The organism is Leclercia adecarboxylata (genome assembly GCF_006171285.1).
GTDB lineage: Bacteria > Pseudomonadota > Gammaproteobacteria > Enterobacterales > Enterobacteriaceae > Enterobacter > Enterobacter barmai.
Genome location: NZ_CP040889.1, coordinates 4,858,273 through 4,874,217 on the forward strand (window position 1 = coordinate 4,858,273; position 15,945 = coordinate 4,874,217).

At 54.7% G+C, this 15,945-nt stretch carries 14 protein-coding genes; 3 read left to right on the plus strand and 11 right to left on the minus strand.

Going from position 1 to position 15,945, the window contains the following annotated elements; translation table 11 throughout:
* Positions 1–3 precede the first annotated feature (3 nt).
* From tssL to FHN83_RS24970, 5 genes are all read right to left on the minus strand, one after another.
* Positions 4–657: a type VI secretion system protein TssL, short form gene (gene tssL / locus FHN83_RS24950; RefSeq protein WP_139565302.1), complete on the minus strand. Its 654-nt coding sequence runs from the start codon at positions 655–657 to the stop codon at positions 4–6.
* Positions 654–1,994 (minus strand): type VI secretion system baseplate subunit TssK, encoded by a 1,341-nt coding sequence (gene tssK, locus FHN83_RS24955; RefSeq protein ID WP_139565303.1) that lies wholly within the window; start codon positions 1,992–1,994, stop codon positions 654–656. Before tssK ends, tssL begins: the two co-directional genes overlap by 4 nt.
* Positions 1,995–2,009: 15 nt before the next feature.
* On the minus strand, positions 2,010–3,545 hold the full coding sequence (gene tssC, locus FHN83_RS24960) for a type VI secretion system contractile sheath large subunit (protein ID WP_139565304.1): 1,536 nt from the start codon (positions 3,543–3,545) through the stop codon (positions 2,010–2,012).
* Between the two features lie 42 nt (positions 3,546–3,587).
* Positions 3,588–4,079, minus strand: a complete 492-nt coding sequence (gene tssB, locus FHN83_RS24965; RefSeq protein WP_139565305.1) for a type VI secretion system contractile sheath small subunit — start codon at positions 4,077–4,079, stop codon at positions 3,588–3,590.
* 368 nt (positions 4,080–4,447) lie between these two features.
* Positions 4,448–6,064: a peptide ABC transporter substrate-binding protein gene (locus FHN83_RS24970; RefSeq protein ID WP_138369179.1), complete on the minus strand. Its 1,617-nt coding sequence runs from the start codon at positions 6,062–6,064 to the stop codon at positions 4,448–4,450.
* 185 nt (positions 6,065–6,249) lie between these two features.
* On the opposite strand from FHN83_RS24970, the gene mpaA reads away from it, so the two are divergent.
* Positions 6,250–6,963 (plus strand): murein tripeptide amidase MpaA, encoded by a 714-nt coding sequence (mpaA, locus tag FHN83_RS24975; protein ID WP_139565306.1) that lies wholly within the window; start codon positions 6,250–6,252, stop codon positions 6,961–6,963.
* Here mpaA and ycjG read toward each other — a convergent pair.
* On the minus strand, positions 6,954–7,919 hold the full coding sequence (ycjG, locus tag FHN83_RS24980) for an L-Ala-D/L-Glu epimerase (protein ID WP_139565307.1): 966 nt from the start codon (positions 7,917–7,919) through the stop codon (positions 6,954–6,956). The two genes, mpaA and ycjG, sit on opposite strands and share 10 nt — an antisense overlap.
* 105 nt (positions 7,920–8,024) lie before the next feature.
* On the opposite strand from ycjG, the gene tpx reads away from it, so the two are divergent.
* Positions 8,025–8,531, plus strand: a complete 507-nt coding sequence (gene tpx / locus FHN83_RS24985) for a thiol peroxidase (protein WP_139565308.1) — start codon at positions 8,025–8,027, stop codon at positions 8,529–8,531.
* 39 nt (positions 8,532–8,570) lie between these two features.
* Here tpx and tyrR read toward each other — a convergent pair whose 3' ends face one another.
* The 3 genes from tyrR to FHN83_RS25000 all read right to left on the minus strand — a co-directional run bounded on the left by tyrR (position 8,571) and on the right by FHN83_RS25000 (position 12,684).
* A complete protein-coding gene (tyrR, locus tag FHN83_RS24990; protein ID WP_139565309.1) occupies positions 8,571–10,112 on the minus strand; it encodes a transcriptional regulator TyrR in 1,542 nt (513 codons plus the stop codon).
* 128 nt (positions 10,113–10,240) lie between these two features.
* The gene (locus FHN83_RS24995) at positions 10,241–11,290 is read right to left on the minus strand and encodes a YcjF family protein (RefSeq protein ID WP_139565310.1); all 1,050 of its coding nucleotides are present in this window, start codon (positions 11,288–11,290) and stop codon (positions 10,241–10,243) included.
* The gene (locus tag FHN83_RS25000) at positions 11,287–12,684 is read right to left on the minus strand and encodes a YcjX family protein (RefSeq protein WP_139565311.1); all 1,398 of its coding nucleotides are present in this window, start codon (positions 12,682–12,684) and stop codon (positions 11,287–11,289) included. Before FHN83_RS25000 ends, FHN83_RS24995 begins: the two co-directional genes overlap by 4 nt.
* A 155-nt stretch (positions 12,685–12,839) precedes the next feature.
* On the opposite strand from FHN83_RS25000, the gene FHN83_RS25005 reads away from it, so the two are divergent.
* The gene (locus FHN83_RS25005) at positions 12,840–13,850 is read left to right on the plus strand and encodes a LacI family DNA-binding transcriptional regulator (RefSeq protein WP_138369185.1); all 1,011 of its coding nucleotides are present in this window, start codon (positions 12,840–12,842) and stop codon (positions 13,848–13,850) included.
* A gap of 33 nt (positions 13,851–13,883) precedes the next feature.
* On the opposite strand, the gene FHN83_RS25010 is transcribed toward FHN83_RS25005, so the two are convergent.
* Both FHN83_RS25010 and FHN83_RS25015 read right to left on the minus strand, forming a co-directional pair.
* Positions 13,884–14,795 (minus strand): OmpG family monomeric porin, encoded by a 912-nt coding sequence (locus FHN83_RS25010; RefSeq protein WP_139565312.1) that lies wholly within the window; start codon positions 14,793–14,795, stop codon positions 13,884–13,886.
* A gap of 66 nt (positions 14,796–14,861) precedes the next feature.
* Positions 14,862–15,944 carry an ABC transporter ATP-binding protein gene (locus FHN83_RS25015; RefSeq protein ID WP_139565313.1) on the minus strand — a complete coding sequence of 361 codons (1,083 nt, stop codon included), beginning with the start codon at positions 15,942–15,944 and terminating at the stop codon, positions 14,862–14,864.
* Position 15,945: the final 1 nt, after the last annotated feature.

The following is a 15,945-nucleotide window of genomic DNA, read 5'->3' on the forward strand; positions in this document are numbered from 1 at the left end:
CCCTTATCCCTGCCCTGCTATTTGCGCCACCATCTGCGACAATAAAGAGGAAAAGATGAACCAAAGAGCCGTCAGTGCAGCGCCTCCTACCACCCAGCCCAACCAGTACAGTCGACGTCCGCTTCTTAGTCCGGTTGGCCTGACGACTAAAGGGGCATCCTGCGATAAGTTAAAAGGCGGCACACGCTCGCTGAGCGCGCGCACTACGTCTTCCCGTCGCTCATCGTCCTGCGCCCGATACTGGCCAACAAAGCCCAGTTGCAAGGTTCGAAACAGACAAGTCAGAACCATCGCATCAGCCGCAGGCTCGCGCAGAATCGTACGAATGCGTTCCCACAACTCTTCTCCAGCGTTCAGCGTACTGAAAAAACGGGCCTGCAACGGATCCTTGCGCCATTTGCGGTAGCCATCATCCTGTTTATCACGGTTCAATACGCTTTCATCCAGCAGAGCGCAGTACGCATAAAGCATGCGCTCACAGCTCATTTCACTAAAGCCAGCACTGGTTAGTGAATCTCGGGCATCGCTCACCCAACGGCAAGCCCGCCGATAGAGCGCTTCGCCGTCCTGAATATCTTGGCCGCTGCGCAACTGGCTCACCATCAACCAGCCCGGATAAAAAATTCGATTAATCAGGTCGATATCAGGAGTGTTCATGAGCGCAGCACCGCAAACAGTTCTAGTTTCACTTCGCCAAGAGATTCAGGGGTATAGAAGGTACAGTTTCCAGCTTCTAACATGGCGCGGGCAGCATCTGTGGAGAGATCAAGCGCGAAGTACTGATTCTCCAGACGCAATGGAATAGCCGCTGGCACATGGCTCAGAGGTTTAATCACCATTCCACTCAGGGCGATATTCACCACTTCAGAAACATCATCATGGCTACCTGCTTTACAGAGCTGTGGGAAACGAGTCTGCAATTCGTGGTTTGGCATGCTTGAACGGACAGACAAATAGAAATCTGCACCCTCACGCAACCGCGCATCATGCAGTTTCCCGCGCCAAATCTCCTTGTCATCATCCTGCTCCAGGGTAATGGCGATAACCCGCGAAGGCAGAGTGGCTTCCAGCAGTTGGTCCAACAGAGTAAATAGTGGTGGGAATACCTGCTCCGGAGTTTCATGCCTGTAAAGGGGAATATCATCGGCGTTATGTTCAAGAGAAAAGGTCAGCAGGCTGCCAGCAAATCGTGCCAGTTCACGGTAAAGCAATTCAGGATGACGCGAAGGTGTTTGATGCAGTTCCTTCAGTACGGGCTCCGCACTGTTCAGTGCATTAAGCAACCAGAACAGAGAAACATCTGCCACCGCAAAGTCCGCCATCCGCTCATTGCTTTCACGGCGCATAGCCATCAGCAGCTTACGTCGCGCCGCTAAACGGTGAAGCAGATCGCCCAACTCGCTGACAAGGTAGGGGCTGGCCGACAATGACAGCAGTGGCGGAATGAAATGCCTATCAAGGATCCACTGCCCCTGCAGGTTATGAATTAGCCTGGCTACTGGACATGTTAACCAGGCACTGTTTTCCTGACTGGACAGACGAAGCGCAAGTGAATGGCGTAGTACTTCCAGTTCGCTGCGTTCGTGACCAGCAAGTTCCTGTACCGTCACGCGTTCAGACAACCACCGACGCGGACGGACGCTGTCACTGCCATCATCCAGATTGCCGCCGTTTGCATTAAGCAGCGGGAGACACAACAGGATCTCCACGGTCTTCAACCCGGTAGCTGTTAAATCGCATACCGGGGGGAGATTATCTGCCAGTTCCGTGTCGATTAGCGTCCCATCAGCAAATCGCACCGCCAGACGTGTTACGTTGAGCCTGGAGAGCGCAAGCGCGCCCTCGTCGAACTCAGCACTCAGTACGCCCCACGGATGCGCCAGCGCCATCCTTGAGACTGTGTCAGCCACATGCGCATCCCAGCGCGCCTGCTGCTGGAACTGCTGCGGAGCCAAAAAAGCCCCGTCATTCCATAACGGGCGGTATATCTTCATTGCAACTCCCGCGCCTTACGCCTTCGCCTTCGGCATCTGCGATACCAGAGACAGGTTCACGTCCATCCCTTCAACCTGGAAGTGCGGCACCGCATACAGCTTCACGCGGAAGAAACCTGGGTTATCTTCGATATCTTCCACAACCACTTTCGCATCACGCAGCGGATGGGAGGCCTGCAGTTCGTCGCCCGGATCGGTCATTTCAGTGACCAGACCACGTACCCAGGTATTCAGCTCCAGCTCCAGCAGACGACGGTCTTTAGTGGTACCGATGTTTTCGCGTTGAATCAGCTTCAGGTAATGCGCGATACGGGAGAGCAGGAAGATATACGGCAGGCGCGCGTTGATGCGGCTGTTGGCCGTTGCATCGGCGGTATCGTACAGCGCCGGTTTCTGGGCGGAGTTCGCCGAGAAGAAGCAGGCATAATCGCGGTTTTTGTAGTACGACAGGGGGATAAAGCCGAGATTCGCGAACTCAAATTCGCGGGTTTCCGGGATCATTACCTCAGACGGAATTTTCACCTGGTTGCCGGTACCGAGATCGTACAGGTGGATTGGCAGGTCTTTCACCGCACCGCCGGCCTGCGGGCCACGGATCTGCACGCACCAGCCGTTATTAATGAAGCTCTTCACCATATTGGAAGCAAAAGAGAACGACGCGCTGGTCCAGAGATATTTCTCGTGATCCGGGCCTTTGACCTGCTCAACGTAGTTGAAGCTGCGCACCGGAATGGTATCCGGGCCATAGGGCAGACGCCCAAGTACGCGCGGCATCACCAGACCGATATAGCGGGAGTCGTCTGTATCGCGGAAAGATTTCCAGTTGATGTATTCGGCGCGATCAAAATAGTTGCCGATATCTTTAATCGCAGCCACCTCTTCCATGGATTCTTTCAGGAAGAATTTTGGTCCAACAGAACCAATAAACGGCATATGCGCCGCGGCAGACACTTTAGAAATATTACGCAGCAGCGCCACATCCTGCGGGCTTGCGTCAAACTCATAAGAAGAGATCACCGAGCCAATTGGCTCACCGCCTGGGGTGTCGTACTCGGCAGTGTAGGTGTGCCAGTATAGTCCGCTTTGAACCAGCTCCGGCGCGTCTTCAAAGTCCTGGCGCAGCGCATCTTTGGAAACATCCAGAATTTCAGTTTTCACGTTCTGTCGATAATCGGTGTTATCGACCAGCTGCTTCAGGCCGCGCCACAATGACTCTACTTTCTGGAACTCTTCATGGCGCATCACCGCGTCCAGCTGGCGGCTGATTTGATAATCGAGCTCCGCGATATGGTGATCGATAAGCGTTTTGTCGAGCTTATCTACCTGCTGGCCGGATTTACGGATACAGTCCATAAATACCTGCATCGCGGCCGTGAGGCGCTCACCCGCTGAGGCCTCGGCCAGCGCAGCATCATCCAGAAACGCATTAATATCTCCCAGGCTGGACGCCGGGGTCAGATTAATTTTTTCAAACAGAGAGGCATAAACTCCCTCTTTTTCCAGTACGGTAGTTTGCCCTTGAACAGAGCCATTTTCAGTATTTAAAGACATCAGCATATTCCCGGTTAATCCATTAAAAGACGTGTCCACACTTTATTTCGGGGCAAGCGCACTCATTTCGTCACGCAATTCCTGAGACAACGCTGGATCTTTGAGAATTTTCTCGAGCTCTTTTCTGAAAGTGGCGTTATCAAGGAGATTGGATTTGAGATCGCGTAATAAATTGCGCATCGCCAGCATCGCGCGCAGTTGTGGAATTTGGCGGGCAACCTGTTCAGTTTCGAAATCTTTCATGCTTGAGAACTGAAGTTGGATATTGTCTTCCGCACCCTCTCCCGTCAGCGTGTTCTGTACGGCCAGATTAATTTCCGGGTTAAACTCTGAAAGTACGCTATCAAAGTTATTTTTATTGACGTTGATTTTCTCACGTTCAGATAGAACGCGTGATTCTTTACCATTACTGAAATCGCCAACCGTAAGAATTTTAAGTGGCAATTCAACTTTCTTCTGCGCGCCTCCGGTATGAAGAGCCAGTTTTAAATTTATTCGTGCCTTAGGCACTTCATTCTGCAACGAATCAGCCATAGCGGTCCCTTTTCCTTAAGGAATAGTTGTCGAGTAAAATTACATTTGTTCACGCACAGATATTAGAACACACAATTACAGAGGATCAACTAACTATTGTTCCAAAGTTGGACATTGACCCTACAACAGCCTGTAATTAAAATTGCAAGTATTACTACCTGACCTTTTCATATTAATAACACAAGACACACCTTCACAAATAAATAAAAACCAATCTACAAAGAGATATGCATATTATATTTATTTTTAATTACTAACTTTATTGCAATTGATGATAACTATGATTTACCAGGGATAAAGAAATAAGGGCAAAAAAAAGGCGCTGAAGCAGCGCCTTTTTAAAAGTTATACGCATATTCTGATATCGATTAATGCTTCTCGATATACATCGTGCGGCTGTAAGCCACATCTTCAGGGTTGTTAATCGGATACCCTTTCACCCAGGGTTTGATCAAACGCCCGTTGGTGTACTGGTAGATCGGCGCGATGGGCGCTTTTTCGGCGATGATTTTTTCCGCCGTATTGTAATCAGCGTTACGGGCCTTCTCCGTGGTTTCCAGCGATGCCTGATTAATCACCTTGTCATACGCCGGATCGTTGAAGCGGGAAATATTGCCGGTGTGCGTTGAGGTCAGGAGTGAAAGGAACGTTGACGGCTCGTTGTAGTCCCCGACCCATGAGGCGCGGATCACATCGAAATTACCGGTATTTCGGCTGTCGATATAGGTTTTCCACTCCTGATTTTGCAACTTCACATCGACGCCGAGGTTCTTTTTCCACATCGACGCCACCGCAATAGCGATTTTCTGATGGTTCTCGGAAGTGTTGTACAGCAGCGTCAGCTTCAGTGGTTTTTGCGCATTGTAGCCCGCCGCCTGCAGCAGCGTTTTTGCCTGAGCGTTCATCTCTTCCTGGCTCATCTGCTCAAACGGCGATGGCTCCGGGGTAAAGCCTGCGGTCACGTCCGGGGTGAAGTGCCACGCCGGTTTCTCGCCGGTGCCCAGCACTTTCTCGGCCATAATGCGCCGGTCGATGGTCATGCTGAGCGCAAGACGCACCCTCGCATCCGCCGTTGGGCCTTTCTGGGTGTTAAACGCGTAGTAGTAGGTGCCCAGCTGCGGCGGCGTGTAAACCTGGCCCGGGATCTCTTTCATCAGTTTCTGGTAGAGATTTTTCGGGAACGACTCGGTGATATCGATACCGTCCGCCAGGTAACGCTTGGTGGCTGAGGACTCCTGGTTGATTGGGACAAAGGTCACTTTCTGCAGGACGGTTTTGCCGTTATCCCAGTAATGGGTGTTACGCTCGACCACCAGCTTCTCGTTGACCACCCGATCTTTCAGGATGTAGGCGCCATTGCCTACCAGCGCGCCAGGACGGGTCCATTCCGCGCTGCTCTCCACATTGGCTTTCTTTACCGGGTAGAAGGCGAAGCTCGCCGTCAGGTTAGCAAACCACGGCAGCGGCTTGTCGAGCTGCACGCGCAGGGTTCGGTTATCCACCGCCGTCACGCCGAGCTTATCCGGCGGTGCTTTACCGTCAATGATGGCCTGGGCGTTAACTATCCCGGCCAGCGCTGCAAACCAGGCGAAAGGCGACGTGGTTTTTGGATCGACCAGACGCTGCCAGCTGTAGACAAAATCCTGAGCGGTAACCGGCGTTCCATCAGACCACTGCGCATTCTCGCGCAGGGTGAAGGTCCAGACGCGGTTATCATTACTCTGCCAGCGGGTCGCGACACCCGGCACCAGTTCGCCCTTTTCGTTCTGATTCACGAGGCCTTCGAAGAGGTCGCGGATCACCTGAATTTCAGGCAACCCCACCGCTTTCGCGGGATCAAGGGAAGCAGGTTCATCTTTGATATGGCGCACCAGTTCCTGTTTTGAAGCCAGCGACGTTCCGGAGGGAACGTCCGCCGCAAAGGAGTAAGAAGAGAGGCCACACAACAGTAAGGCAGAATAAATCAACGAAACCGGATGCTTCATGAGATCCCCTTTGAAATGATGGGTAACGAGCAGATGCGTAATTATTTGTTTCAGAACAGGGAAATGCAAACAACTTCCATCGGAAAGTTGAGATCTGCCAGTTTTATCCCCAGGCTGAAACTATTTGAAAAACCGTGTGTTTTGCACAACACTGCCAGTAATACAACTCTGATCCAGGAACGACTATGTCACATACCCGCCCAAGAACGGAACGTGGCGCTTTCCCGCCGGGAACCGAACATTATGGCCGCTCTTTCCTCGACGCACCTTTAATCTGGTTCCCTGCCCCTCAGGCCGATCGCAACAGCGGCCTGATCATTGCCGGTACCCACGGAGATGAAAATTCATCGATTGTGACCCTCTCCTGCGCGCTGCGCACCCTTGCCCCGGAACTTCGCCGCCACCATGTGGTGTTAACCGTTAACCCGGACGGCTGTCAGCTGGGGTTACGCGCCAATGCCCGTGGCGTGGATTTGAACCGTAACTTCCCGGCGGCCAACTGGCGGGAAGGTGAGACGGTCTATCGCTGGAACAGCTCAGCCGCAGATCGGGACGTGGTGCTGCTGACGGGTGAAAAACCCGGTTCAGAGCCGGAAACCCAGGCGCTGTGTAATCTGATCCATAAACTGCATCCGGCCTGGGTTGTTTCGTTTCACGATCCGCTGGCCTGCATTGAAGATCCGGCCCACACGGCCCTTGGTCGCTGGCTGGCGGATGCCTTCTCGCTGCCGCTGGTGACCAGCGTCGGCTATGAAACGCCAGGCTCGTTTGGCAGCTGGTGCGCCGATTTAAGCCTGCACTGCATCACCGCCGAATTCCCGCCAATCTCTTCTGATGAGGCCAGCGAAAAGTATCTGAAGGCGATGACAGAACTGTTGCGCTGGGAGCCTCAGAGATGAACAACGCCGGTGCTGTAATGCAGCGCCGGAGAGACATCCACCGCCAGCCAGGTCGGGCCATCGAGATCGGCAAACCTCACTTCATTGGCGAGCGGCAGCGCGGCTCCAATCGCCCGCGAGGTGCAGAGCATACAGCCGAGCATTAGTGAAAACCCCTGCTGGCGCGCCTCGGCGGCCAGCGCCAGCGCTTCGGTGATACCGCCGGTTTTATCCAGTTTGATGTTCACCATATCGTAACGCCCTTTCAGCGTCGGCAGGCTCTGCCGCGTGTGGCAGCTCTCATCAGCACAGATGGGCAGCGGGTGGATGAAATTCGCCAGCGCGGCATCCTCTCCCGATGGCAAAGGCTGTTCGAGCATGGCGACATCCAGATCTGCCAGCAACTGGCAGCGGGCGGCCAGCCCTTCGCTGTGCCAGGATTCGTTAGCGTCGACGATCAGCGTGGCCTGCGGCACGGCGCCGCGAATAGCGACCATCCGCTCGCTGATCAGACGATCGTCCAGCTTCACCTTCAGCAGGCGCGCCCCGGCGTCATACAGCGCTTTGGCACTGGACGCCATCTGTGCAGGCTCGCCGATCACCACCGTTTGTGCGGTGACCAGCGATTGCGGCAGCGTCACGCCCGCCAGCGCCGTCAGAGAGATCCCCTGCTGACGCGCGGCTAAATCCCACAGGGCGCAGTCAACGGCGTTACGTGCCGCACCGGGTGGCAGAAAACTTTGCAGCGCTTCCCGGGTCATACCGCGCTCCAGTTCGGGAGCCAGCGCCATGATTTGCGCCATCACCGAGTCGATGCTCTCGCCGTAACGGGGATAAGGCGTGCACTCTCCCACCCCTTTGACACCCTCTTCTTCTATTTCGACCACCACTACACGGGCCTCGCTCCGGGTTCCCCGGGAGATAACAAACGGCGTATGTAATGGCCAGGCTTCTTCATAAACCTTGAGGGTTCTCATCACTCACTCCTGTATAGCGGCTTCGCGTAAATAGGGTTTGCTGTGCTATCGGCTGATGACATACACTAACGGCGACGTTAACTATATGTAAACAGGAAGATAACTATGTCACAACTCGTTCATTTCCAGGGCAACCCGGTTTCTGTTGCAGGATCCATTCCTCAGAAAGGCAGCAAAGCGCAGGCGTTTACGCTCGTGGCAAAAGATCTGTCTGACGTCGTGCTGAGCCAGTTTGCCGGCAAGCGTAAAGTGCTGAACATTTTCCCAAGCATCGATACCGGCGTATGCGCCGCGTCCGTGCGTAAATTCAACCAGCTGGCGACCGAAATGGACAACACCGTTGTGCTGTGCGTCTCTGCCGACCTGCCATTCGCTCAGTCCCGTTTCTGTGGTGCTGAAGGCCTGAGCAACGTTATCACTCTGTCGACCCTGCGTAACCCGGAATTCCTGGAGCAGTACGGTGTGGGCATCTCCGAAGGCGCGCTGAAAGGCCTGGCTGCTCGCGCGGTTGTGGTCATCGACGAAAACGACACCGTCGTGTTCAGCCACCTGGTGAACGAAATCACCACCGAGCCGGACTATGCTGCCGCGCTCGAAGCGTTGAAAGCGTAACGACAAAAAGAAAGCCTCCCTGCGGAGGCTTTTTTATCTTTACTCATCACCCTTCTTCTGGCTCAGACCATACTCGCGCAGCTTGTTGGCGATGGCGGTGTGAGACACGCCCAGTCTTTTCGCCAGCTTACGGGTGCTGGGATAGTTACGATACAGCTGCGTCAGCACCGAGCGTTCAAAGCGGCTGGTAATGTCATCCAGCGATCCTTCCATCGCCTCTTCCCCTACTGCCACCGTTCCGGCGTCATAATCCGGCAGTAAAATATCCTGCGGTCGCAGTTCATAGCCTTCAAGCTGGGTCAGGGCACGGTAGATCGCGTTTTTGAGCTGACGGATATTTCCCGGCCAGCCGTAGCGAGTCAGCACCGTGTTGAGATCCGCCGAGAACTTCGGACGAGGAATGCCCTGCTCGTCGGCAAAGCGGGCCACAAACAGCTCGGTCAACGGCATGATGTCCTGCGGGCAGTCGCGCAGCGGTGGGATGTTCAGGGTCAGTACATTCAGACGGTAATAGAGGTCTTCCCGGAACACGCCCTTCTGCACCAGCTCCACTAGGTTCTTCTGGGTGGCGCAGATGACGCGCACATCCACATGCACCTCATGATCTTCCCCCACCCGACGGAAGGTGCCGTCATTAAGGAAGCGTAGCAGTTTCGCCTGCATGCGCGGCGACATTTCGCCGATCTCATCCAGCAGCACCGATCCGCCGTTGGCCTGCTCGAAGAAGCCTTTTTTACCTTCCGGCGCGTGGCCGAACAGTTCGCTTTCAACGGCATCTTCCGGAATGGAAGCGCAGTTCAGCGCCAGGTAAGGTTTGGCCGCGCGCGGACCTGCCTGATGCACCGCATGGGCCAGCAGATCTTTGCCGGTGCCGGTATCGCCGGTAATAAGAAGCGGCGCGGTGAGGTTCGCCAGCTTACGTGCCTGATCCACCACGTGACGCATTTTCGGGCTGACGGCGATTATCTGGCTGAAGGCACCCATATCCTGGCTGGACAGATTCTGCAGCTGGCGCCCCATACGTACCGTGGAGCGCAGCATGATCACCGAGCCGGTCAGGGTTCTGTCGTCGTTTTCGCCCTGCAGATAAACCGGGGTGATCTCCATCAGGAAGTTCTGTCCGTTGATGATCACATGCTCGCTGTGGGTCGAGCGCGGGCTGCTCTCGAGCCAGCGCTGGAAATTGAAGCCAGGGATCAGCTGGGCGGCGTTGTGGTTGCTCAGTTTCTCTGGCTCCTGGGCAAACAGCTGGCAGCTCGCCAGGTTTGCCCGGTCAATTTTGCCCTTCAGATCCAGGGATAAAAACGGCTCAGGCATCGCTTCCAGCAGCGCGCTCAGCGCCAGATGTTCACGTTCGGAGGGCATCCATGGCACGGTGCGCACATCCGTAACGCCAGCGATACGGCGGATTTCAGCCATTAAGCTGCTGAATGTATCGAAGGCAATTTCAGCAAAATTCAGGTAAATCTTCCCGATTGGGTCAATCTCAATTCCGCGCAGGTCAATACTCCGCAAAACAAGGAGATCGAGTAACTCGCGAGTCAGGCCGAGACGGTCCTTACAAAACACTTCGAGACGCATGGGAAAATCACTCTATAAGCCGGTAACCCTGAAATGATAAGCCAGATATGCGTAATCGGGAAGATGGCTGTCAACAAATATTGACAGCCTGTGAGCGTGGTGACGGAATTTTGTTCGAGGAAGGGACGTTATTGCGGTTTTTTATTGAGCGTTTCTTTCAGCTGGCCGATTAATTCCCGACGGAAATCGCCAAGCCGGGGTTTATCGTTCTCTGTCCACGGCAGAGGACGGCACAGTTCCATCGCTTTGATCCCCAGCCGCGCGGTCAGCAATCCTGCGCCAATCCCCTGCGCCGCACGGGCAGATAGACGGGCAGCCAGGTCCTGCGACATCCAGTCCATCCCCACCTCGCGCACCAGTTCGCTGGCCCCGGCGAAGGCCATATTGAGCAGCACCAGGCGGAACAGGCGCAAGCGGCTGTAATAACCCAGCTCAATACCATACAGCGTGGCAATGCGGTTGATCAGACGCAGGTTGCGCCAGGCGATAAAGGCCATATCCACCAGCGCCAGCGGGCTGACGGCAATCATCAGCGTCGATTCTGCCGCCGAGCGGCTGATCTCCCGCCGCGCCTGGCTGTCCAGCACCGGCTGCACCAGATGGGCATACAGCGAGACCACTTCCCGGTCGTTTTGCGTTTCGTGAATGGCTGCGTACCAGCGCTGCAGCGCCGGGTGAGACTGATCGAGCCCGGCCTGTTTTGCCAGCTTTTCACAAAATGCCCGCCCGTTACCGGTGCCGTGGCTGTGCAGCAGATCCCGCGCTTCATCCCGCTCGTGGGCACGCTGGCGCAGCCGCCACAGACGTCGCCATTCGGTCGCGATCGAGCCCACGCCCGCCCCGACAATCAGGGCACCGGCCGCGCATCCGCCCAGCGCCACCCAGTCCTGGTTTTGCCAGGCGTTAACCGCCCACTGCACGCCTTGACCCACCACCGTTACGCCCGCCAGCATCAATCCGGCGCTGACCATTCTGCGCCACAGGCTGCGTTGAGGCCGCAGTGCAGCCTCAACGACGGCTTCGGCCTGCCCCTCTTCGGCCGGAAGCATATCGGTCACCACCGGAGCAAAGTTCCCGGCCTGGGCGTCATCAAAGGTTTGTGCCGCCTTGAAGGCTTCGCGATTTTCCTCTTCCAGAGTGCCGGTAAAATCCATCCGCGGTTTTAAGGGTTCGGTCATCGCAATTTATCTCCAATTAAAAACTCCAGCGCAGCATCCAGGCGAATATGGGGTAGCGGCTGGTCAACATTCATGGTCTGCGGGCGGAAGGCTTCAAACTGGAAGCCCTGCTTCTCCCAGAACGCCTGACCGGGCAGCCGGGCGGGGACTTCGCCAGGATAGACCGTCAGCGGGGCCCCGTCGCTCAGACGATGGCCGCGCAGCGCCGGGATCTTATCGCCGTTAACGTCAATCAGGCCGCTCTGGGTGGCCTGCACCGAAGCCAGCCCCAGACAGTCCATGCTGATGCCCTCAAACGCGGCGTTCTGCCAGGCATCCTGAACAAGCTGTTGCAGGAGCGACACCATATTGGCGTGCTGATCTACCGTGACGTGATCCGCCTTGGTGGCGGCAAACAGCAGCTTGTCGATCACCGGGGAGAACAGACGCCGGAACAGCGTGCGCTGCCCGTAGTGGAAGCTCTGCATCAGCTGGGTGAGCGCGAGGCGCATGTCGTTGAAGGCCTGCGGTCCGCTGTTGAGCGGCTGAAGGCAGTCCACCAGCACAATCTGGCGGTCGAAGCGTAAAAAGTGGTTGGTATAAAAGCCCTTGACCACTTTTTCACAGTAATAGTTGAAGCGCTCGCGCAGCATACCGGCGTTGGTGTGTTTGTCGGCCTGGGCAAGTTTTGACTCGCCAAAGGCGTCCACGTCCGGCCACGGGAAAAACTGCAGCGCCGGCGCGCCCGCCATATCCCCCGGCAGCACAAAGCGGCCAGGCTGAATGAAGTGCAGGCCCTCTTTCTTGCACTGGTGCAGATAATCGGTCCAGGCTTCAGAGATCGCCGCCAGCCGGTTTTCGTCGGCAGGGGCCAGCGGATCGAGCCCCTCACACAGCGAACGCCAGCGGGCGGACCACTCCGCACGTTGCCCCTGTAACAGGCCGGTCATCTGCCGCGACCAGCTGAGATAATCCTGGGTCAGCATCGGCAGATCGAGCAGCCATTCGCCAGGATAGTCGACGATCTCCAGATAGAGAGTCGAGGTCTCTTTGAAGTGACGCAGCAGCGAATCGTTGGAGCGAAAGCGCAGCGCCAGACGGATTTCGCTCACCCCGCGGGTGGGCGTCGGCCAGGTCGGCGGCGAGCCGTACAGCTGGGCCAGCCCTTCGTCGTAGGTAAAACGGGGAATGCCGAAGTCGCGCTGGGGCACGCGCTTCACGCCGAGCAGACGCTCTTCGCGCACCGCACTCAGCAGGGGCAAACGCGCTCCGGCATGCAGGTTAAGGAGTTGATTGACCATCGCCGTGATAAAGGCGGTTTTGCCGCTGCGGCTCAGTCCGGTGACCGCCAGGCGCAAATGACGGTCAACCCCACGATTAACCAGAGAATTGAGTTCGTTTTTAAGTCGCTTCATCGCCGTCCTTCATTGCGTGGAACTCTGAAATCACTTGCTTCAGAATACAATAAATGGGGGCAGATCGTTGATTATCAATTCATAATTATTGCTATTGCCGATTTCTCTCCAGTAAGATGAGTCAAATTGCTGTCTTTCAGGAGCGAGTAAGGTGTATGTCACCCACCATTTATGATATTGCGCGAGTTGCTGGCGTTTCAAAATCAACCGTGTCCAGAGTTCTGAATAAGCAAACCAATATTTCACCCGAAGCCCGCGAGAAGGTGCTCAAGGCGATTGCAGAATTAAATTATGAACCCAATAAACTTGCCCGCGCCCTGACCTCTTCCGGCTTCGATGCCATTATGGTTATTTCAACCCGTTCCACCAAAACTACCGCTGGCAATCCTTTTTTCTCTGATGTGCTTCATGTCATTACCGCAAAAGCGGAGCAGGAAGGTTTTGACGTTATTTTGCAGACATCAAAAAGCAGTGAAGACGATCTGCTGAAATGTGAAAACAAAATAAAACAGAAAATGATTAAAGGGATCATCATGCTGAGTTCACCGGCAAATGAGTCATTTTTCTCCAGACTGGATGCTTATGGTATTCCGGTGGTGGTTATCGGTAAAGTGGAAGGCGACTATCAGAATATCTACTCCGTAGATACCGATAATTATCATGACAGCGCCACGCTGACGGAGACATTTATTAAACAAGGTTATCGTGATATTGCCTGCCTGCATGCCCCTCTCGATTATCACGTCTCTATTGACCGTCTTGCAGGATATAAAGCCACTCTCGAAAAACATCAGGTCGCTATTAAGCATGAATGGGTGATCGACGGTGGTTATACCCATGAGAGCGCGCTCGCGGCGGCTATTCAGCTGTTGTCTTCGGCCCCCCCGCCGAATGCGGTATTTGCCACCGACAGCATGAAGCTACTCAGCCTCTATCGCGCAGCGGATGCGTTAAATATCAAGATCCCCGAGCAGCTTGCGGTTGCGGGTTACAGCGACCCCATGCTGTCGCTCATTTTGACCCCTGCACCTGGCGGCTTTGATATCCCGACGCGCAAACTGGGTGAAGAGAGTTGTGACCTTCTGTTCAGGCGTATCGCAGGCCAGCCCGCGCCGCATAAGGTGCTCGTGGATACCCATTTTTCCTGGGCTGAGTCACTGCGCTAACACCAGGGGCGATCGCCCCTGGTGTATAACCTGTCAGAACGCGTAATTTACGCCAATCCCCGCGTAGTGGAAGCGATCGCTGTCACCTTCATCATGGTGTTCCCACTCATACGCGTATTCCAGCGTCATGGATAAACCATTGCTGAAATCATAGGCATAGAGCAGCCCCAGTCGATTAAAGTCGTGCCCCTCACGATCGGGATCGTCCTGCCAGTCCCAGTTTGACCAGCGATCCAGCCCCAGACGGGTATAAGGCGTCAGGGTAGTGCTGCCTAACGAAATCGGCAGATAGGCGCGAATTTCCTGAGTGGAAAATTCGCCATTATTACGCGAACCATCCATATTAAAACCACGCTCTAAATAGTAGTTAACTCTGGCCGAAATCGTTTCATTGAGAGTCCAGGTAAAGCCAGTTTCTGTTTCGACACGGCTGTCAGAATAACCGGTTTTCTCCAGATCGTTGGCAAATTGATACATGGCAAACCAGCCGCTAAAACGCCAGTCGTCGGTTAATTTTAGATCCCAGTCAGGCTGAATTTTGTAGCGCTGCATATTGGCAGTGCCATCTTTCGCGCCATGCTCATCTTTGAAATGATAACTGTAATTACGGAAGCCGCCGGTCAGACCGAGAACAAAATCATCGGTACCCATAACGCGATAGCGTAATTCAACCTCAGGTCGATCGAAATAGCTGCCGCGGGTCATGCTGCTATAATCGACCGGCCCTTCCTGATACATCGCCAGTGAAATTGTCCAGGCATCCCATGTGGCATTAAACCACACGGAGGGTTCATATAATCCATCTTTATCGTCGCCCTGACCTTCGACGTTTTCAATTTCATACTTTGCGCCGATATTAAAATCCCAGTGTTTTGTTTCTGTTGCCTGTGCGCAGCTAACCCCTGCGCACAGTACAAGCGCAGCACTTCTCAGTAGAGTACTCATTAATATATTCCCTATATAATTAACAAACAAAAAACCGGGAATGGATATTCCCGGCAAACGCTTTTATTATCGGATTGCCACTTCCGTTTCTGCGTCGAAGAAATGGCACTTATTCATATCGAACCGGATGCCGATATTATCCCCTGCGGCATAGTCATTTGCGGCACCCGCCCGGACCACCAGTTCATGCCCGCCTACGCTGGCGTAGAGCATAAATTCTGCACCTGTCAGCTCCGCGACGCTGACCCTGGCGGCAATGCTTTCGCCTTCTTCCTGTGGCGTGAAAATATCTTCCGGACGGATGCCGAACACCACGGCTTTACGCTGGTAGCCCTGGCTATTCAGCGCCGCGAGTTTGTCTTCCGGGATCGCCAGACGCAGGGTTTCGGTGACAAAGTAACGATCGTCTATCGCACCGCGAATGAAGTTCATTGCCGGAGAGCCGATGAAGCCTGCAACAAACATATTTGCTGGCTCGTTATAAACCTGTTTCGGCGCCCCCACCTGCTGAATGATGCCGTCTTTGAGGATCACAATCCGGGTCGCCATAGTCATGGCTTCCGTCTGATCGTGGGTGACGTAGATCATGGTGGTGTTGAGCTTCTGGTGCAGCTTGCTGATTTCAGCGCGCATCTGCACGCGGAGCTTGGCGTCGAGGTTGGAGAGCGGTTCATCCATCAGGAAGACACCGGCTTCCCGCACAATCGCCCGGCCCAACGCCACGCGCTGGCGCTGGCCGCCAGAGAGGGCGCCCGGTTTGCGCTTGAGGTAATCGCGCAGGCCCAGGATTTGCGCCGCCCAGTTAACCCGCTCTTCGATGACCGCTGGCGCAATTTTTTGCATCTTCAGGCCAAACGCCATGTTGTCGTAGACCGTCATGTGCGGATAGAGCGCATAGTTCTGGAAGACCATCGCAATATCCCGGGATTTGGCCGGGACATCATTCATGCAGACACCGTCATTCACCAGCTCACCGGCACTGATCTCCTCCAGCCCGGCAATCATACGCAGGGTCGTTGATTTTCCACACCCGGAGGGACCGACGAAGACAATAAACTCTTTGTCCTCTATCTCGAGGTTGAAATCTTTCACCACGTGGACATGGTTATCATAGATTTTCTGAATATGTTTCAGGGACAGTTGAGCCATT